The organism is Aeromonas sp. QDB14 (genome assembly GCF_027707845.1).
Taxonomy (GTDB): domain Bacteria; phylum Pseudomonadota; class Gammaproteobacteria; order Enterobacterales; family Aeromonadaceae; genus Aeromonas; species Aeromonas caviae.
In genome coordinates, this window is record NZ_JAPCJD010000138.1 from 1 (window position 1) to 4,816 (window position 4,816).

At 53.3% G+C, this 4,816-nt stretch carries 4 protein-coding genes and 1 tRNA gene; 1 reads left to right on the forward strand and 4 read right to left on the reverse strand.

Translation table 11 applies throughout. The annotated features are described in order from the left end of the window. Positions 1–276: 276 nt before the first annotated feature. Positions 277–810, forward strand: a complete 534-nt coding sequence (locus PG887_RS21780; RefSeq protein ID WP_270822894.1) for a hypothetical protein — start codon at positions 277–279, stop codon at positions 808–810. Between the two features lie 108 nt (positions 811–918). Here the strand turns inward: PG887_RS21780 and PG887_RS21785 are convergent, their stop codons facing one another. The 4 genes from PG887_RS21785 to PG887_RS21800 all read right to left on the reverse strand — a co-directional run bounded on the left by PG887_RS21785 (position 919) and on the right by PG887_RS21800 (position 4,379). Then, positions 919–2,136: a J domain-containing protein gene (locus PG887_RS21785; protein ID WP_270822895.1), complete on the reverse strand. Its 1,218-nt coding sequence runs from the start codon at positions 2,134–2,136 to the stop codon at positions 919–921. A 164-nt stretch (positions 2,137–2,300) separates the two neighbouring features. Next, positions 2,301–2,376, reverse strand: a tRNA-His gene (locus PG887_RS21790). A gap of 438 nt (positions 2,377–2,814) precedes the next feature. Further along, positions 2,815–4,125 (reverse strand): type II toxin-antitoxin system HipA family toxin, encoded by a 1,311-nt coding sequence (locus tag PG887_RS21795; RefSeq protein ID WP_005329232.1) that lies wholly within the window; start codon positions 4,123–4,125, stop codon positions 2,815–2,817. Next, positions 4,125–4,379, reverse strand: coding sequence for a helix-turn-helix domain-containing protein (locus tag PG887_RS21800; RefSeq protein ID WP_005329233.1), 255 nt, complete (start codon positions 4,377–4,379; stop codon positions 4,125–4,127). The genes PG887_RS21795 and PG887_RS21800 overlap by 1 nt, the downstream gene beginning before the upstream one ends. Positions 4,380–4,816: the final 437 nt, after the last annotated feature.

Below are 4,816 nucleotides of genomic sequence, written 5' to 3' on the forward strand. Positions count from 1 at the left end.
TTGCGATTAAATCAGATCACAAACGAAGCCTTTTTTCTATCTATTTCAATTGGTTGTAGCTAAAGATCCTGTACATGAGCGCTGTTAAAAAGGCAGCAGCAACCGACTCTGCTTGAGACCTATCAGATCCTCAAGGAGTACCTCGGTTATCGTCCCACTGCGCGGCAAACCTGGGTTGCCCGGCTGGGTGAGCAACTGCGTTTCGATACCCAAAAACAGGGGGGCTGGTTTGAGCTGCTCGCCCAAGCGGGCGATCTGGGGGAGGAGGAGCTGCGCGTGCTGAACCGGCACGGCGACTTTCTGCGTGCGGGGGTGGAGAACACCGCGCTCAACAAGAGCTTCAAGTTGATCCTGCTATTGGCCTTGCTCGAACTCGACGGTCTGCGTGAGCCACCCACCTTGGCAGCGCTGGCCAGCCACTCCCGTTACCTGTTCGAGCGGCATCCCGAGCTGGCCCGTCTCGATCTGCCGGCCAAGCAGCAAGCCCTGAGCGCCGACAGCCCGGCTTGGCTCAGTTACTGGAAGAGCAATCCGATCAAGTTCAGCAGTGGCGGCAATCCAGGCGCCAAGGGGGAGTACTGGTTCGAGGTAAGGGAGGATCGCTTCTGCCCACGCTTCGCGGTGAGTGAGGAGGATATCGATCCTCTGCATCGCATGGTGCAAGAGCTGCTGGACTTGCGTCTGGCCCAATATCAGCAGCGCAAAATCGCATCGGCAGCCGCCATTTCCCCTGAGCCCTTCACAACTATCCACGATGAGGAACAGGCGCTGGCGCCTGATGCCAAAGCGCGTCAGGTGACCCTGATTTAAGGCTGGCTATCCGATAGCACGATCAGTGTAAAAACCAGCAGTGTGAAAACAATCAAGGCGCCAGTGGCGCCTTGATTGATTGATGAGATGGTCGGTCACCGCTGGCCGTTACCTAAACAGCCATTCCATATCGTCCTCTTCCTCATCCCACCTCATTTGCTGCTGATCCCAGCGGGCCGCCAGATAGGGTTTGAGGGTCTGCAGGGTGGTGATCTCGGCCAGCTGGGCAGTCAGGTGGTCGATATCACGCAGCAAATAGTCCCGATGTTCGGCAAAGGCCTGCTCGGTCTTTTTCTTGGATGATTGCTTGAATTTGTGCAGCACCGCGCCCATTAGCCCGTCTTGCCCGCCGTAGTAGCTGACTTCGAGCTCGCGTAGCTGGCGTTTCAGCATCGGGTTGAGGTAAGCGAGGTTCTCGTCACTGAGCAGGTTATCGAACTCGGGCAGGTGGGTGTGGGCCAGCTGCAACAGGGTGAACATCTCTTTGTTTTCCCAGGCCTGGCTGAGTTGGCCCATGATGCGGGTCTTTTCCGCCTGCATGACGGGGTCGGGTTCCCGATCCGGGTGCAGCGCCAGGGCGAGCTTGCGATAGAGCTGCTTGAGGCTGGATTTGCTGAACAACTGTTCGATGCGCGCCTCTTCCTCTTGCTCACGACGGGTGCGCGCGTGGGCAAAAGCATCTTGCTGCTCAGTGCCGAAGAGAGGCTCATCGGCAAACAACTCATCATCGTCGAAGCGGGCATCCTCTTCTTTATCGACGGTGTTGCACTCTTCGGCCATATGCTGGCGCGCCGCATTCATCATGTACTCGTTCAACCGATCGGGGTTTTTGAGCATCTCGCGCAAGGTATCGATGTCATCGGGGCAGTGGCCACAAGTCTCCATCAGCATCTGGGTAAGAACGTCACACTGATAGTCGAGCTGTTCGTCATCCATGTGCAGGGCGGTATTGGTTTGGATTTGGTGAAAGAGGGGTGCCAAATCCATCTCGCCACGAAACGGATTGGACTCGATATAGCTGATGAGATCGTGGATCCAGTGGTGCAAGGTCTCCCGCTGCCACAGGGTAAAGCTCTTGCGAGCCGTAAAATCGACCAGGCGCTTGGCGAGGGCAAAGATGAGCTCGCACTGTTGACGCTCAAGGGGTTCTATTTCGCTGGTGAAACGCTGATAGATATCGCGGCAGTTGAGGGCTTGCTTGTCGATCTTTGCCTGTAGCTTTTCGAGCGCTTGCCAGTTGCGGTGGAAGAGATCGAGGGCGGGGTTGCCCGTCGCGGGGGAGGGCTGGCGAGCGGGCTGCTTGCGACCCGGATGACGAAGAGACATAGGTCGCCTCCATGGGCGTTAATTGATTCGCTAAAACAAAAAACCGGCGCGTGGCCGGTTTATCGCCGCGTATAAATTGCGCGAAGTCTGCCTTGCTGATGAGTTGCCGGCCATATTCAAGCCTTTCATTTCTTTCGCAACAGATAGCAACAACAGAGAAATAATGGGGTGGCTGATGGGGCTCGAACCCACGACAACCGGAATCACAATCCGGGACTCTACCAACTGAGCTACAGCCACCACTGAAATCATCGCCATTTTGTGTCTGCCAAGGCGTGGCCAAGGTCATCTTGAGATAATCTGCCGAATGGACGATAAGTCACACTCGTCGTCAATAACTCAATGATTTAAAACACATTTTAAATGGCGCGCCCTGCAGGATTCGAACCTGCGACCCACGGCTTAGAAGGCCGTACCTGTTAATAGAGTTAAAATGTCATCAGAATACGTCAAACATCAAATAAATATAATACTTTAAAATCAATGTCTTATTGCCGTTAAGTCTGTCTAGGTTAGCTGAGGAAATTTTATGTTGCCAAAATTAGCACTTCAGGCTTCTGCATTTTTAGTTGTTTTTTTGATCTAAAATGGATCATTCACTCGCTCGTACGCAAAAAAAATGAGCCTCGATAGAGGCTCATTTGGGGCGATGCAAGAGGCATTGGTCACATTGGTCAATTATCGTTTTAAGCGTTGCGCTTTCGAACTGAGTCCACCCAAAATTGAATCTGCAATCTCAGTGGGAAATGTATCAGGCAATTGCTGACGAACGATTGATATTACCTCATCCAGATTATCCGTCAGTTCGCTGATGATTTTTTCCATCTGCACTTGTTCAAAACCAATCGCCTTGGCCGTTTGATAAAAATGGCGAGGAAATATCTGCTCTATCGCGTATTTTTTGCCCTTGGTTGCAGTAAGCCCCATGGCCAACTTGGCATCACGGGGATGTAATCCTTTACCACCAAATGCAGGATACATGGAAAGGATGTCGTAAAACGGTGTAAGCCGGAAACGCCCTTCAGGTTCGATAAACACCGAGAAATTCTTGGCATGGCCATCAGTGGCAGCCAGCAGCCAGAACAACACCTGAGACTTCATAAACAGGTACCGATCCTGCTCCGGCGTGGCCGATCCCAGCAGGGTCGTCATGATGTCAGCAATGCCCGGTCCACCATGGCTCTCGTACTTGCGTGCTGACGGTACATTCAACACCTGGCAGAAGTCCTCTTGGGGCAGGCGCATGATCCAACTGCGATCCGTGGCGTAGCGCCGATCGAAGCGTTCCACCGCCAGAGCCTTGACCTTGCCGACCTGCATGATGAAGCAATGGGGAACCGGAAGACCCAATGCTTTGGCGATCAGGGTGCAGAGATATTCGTTTTCTACGCTCTGGGAGAGGTCTATCGAGTAGGAGTGGCTTTCGATCTTGCCAATGGGCAGCTTGATAATGTGGGTGGTTGGGGTCGCTGCATGCGGTAAGCACCAACGGTTGTCGAGGTAGAGTAACGCGGTCTTTTCCTGAGCCCCGGCGATGGATATCCGAAAATCGTCCTCTTCCCTCACCATACCAAGCGGGATCCCTTGCTGGTAGCTGGTCATGATCTGCTCCAGTTCGGCGTCAGAGAGCGGCTTGCACTCAATGCGCTTAACGTCTGGCACAGGTCTGCCCTGAGCCACCAGTTGCAATGCCCCCACGCTGTCCTGGCCAATGCAACTGAGCAGATCAAAGGGTTGGGTGGAATCGGCTTGATAGCGCGCCACCACCCGGTTTCTTACTTCCGGGTTATCTGGCAGCAGATTATCGAAGAAGTTATAGGCCTCATCGCCCTGGTAGCGCTGCTGGCGTAATGGCATGGAGAGCGAGATGGGGCGGCTGCCTGGCAACTTCACCCACGATTCATCGTACTGAAATTGGTGAGCACCATTGGTCGCCTTGGTAAAGGTACCTACCCGGTATCCGTTCATGTAGACCGTCAGGCTGGCCATTACCACTCCTCCTTCCAGCCAGGCGTGGCGTTTTCCGCAGGATCGGTGCGGGGCCTGATATCGAGGGAGAGTTCCAGTGCGGCGAGGATCTTGAACAAGGTCTCCAGCTTGGTTGACTCGGGATTGAGCTCGAAGCTGGACACCGTGTCCTGCCTGATCCCCACCTTGCCGGCCACTTTGCCTTGGGAGAGCTTTTGCGAAAGCCTGGCATCCTTGAGACAGGCACTAAGTTGCTTGGCGCTGGTTACTTTCATGATTTGACTTACCTGGTAGCGTAATTTCTTTTAATTTACACGCTGTGGCAGGTATATCAATATTTACCTGCTTTAGGCGGTAAATGTTTTTCACACGCTAAAGGCGGTATTTAACCTTGATCCTCAGGTATGGGTGTCGCACTTTCGATTCAAGGGGCCATTAAAACAAGGTGTAACGAGTTTCAGCAGGAGTGCACTGGGGTTGGCGCAACAAAAGCCAAGGCAGCGATGGTGCGTCGGTTGATCGTCTCTGTCAGTGAGTCCATGATTGTTGCGATCGCTTCACGGGAGCTCACAAGTTCGCACCCGCGTTCGCTTCTTTAAATACCTTCTTGAATTGATGAGCACGAAATTTTGCCAATCTAGGGAAGGTGCGAATAAGCGGGGAAATTCTTCTCGGCTGACTCAGTCATTTCATTTCTTCATGTTTGAGCCGA

What these genes read in the sequence shown, in the direction of transcription:
- PG887_RS21800 (WP_005329233.1), bottom strand. Translation starts at nt 4,379, where the DNA reads ATGAAAGTAACCAGCGCCAAGCAACTTAGTGCCTGTCTCAAGGATGCC.
- PG887_RS21795 (WP_005329232.1), bottom strand. Translation starts at nt 4,125, where the DNA reads ATGGCCAGCCTGACGGTCTACATGAACGGATACCGGGTAGGTACCTTT.
- PG887_RS21785 (WP_270822895.1), bottom strand. Translation starts at nt 2,136, where the DNA reads ATGTCTCTTCGTCATCCGGGTCGCAAGCAGCCCGCTCGCCAGCCCTCC.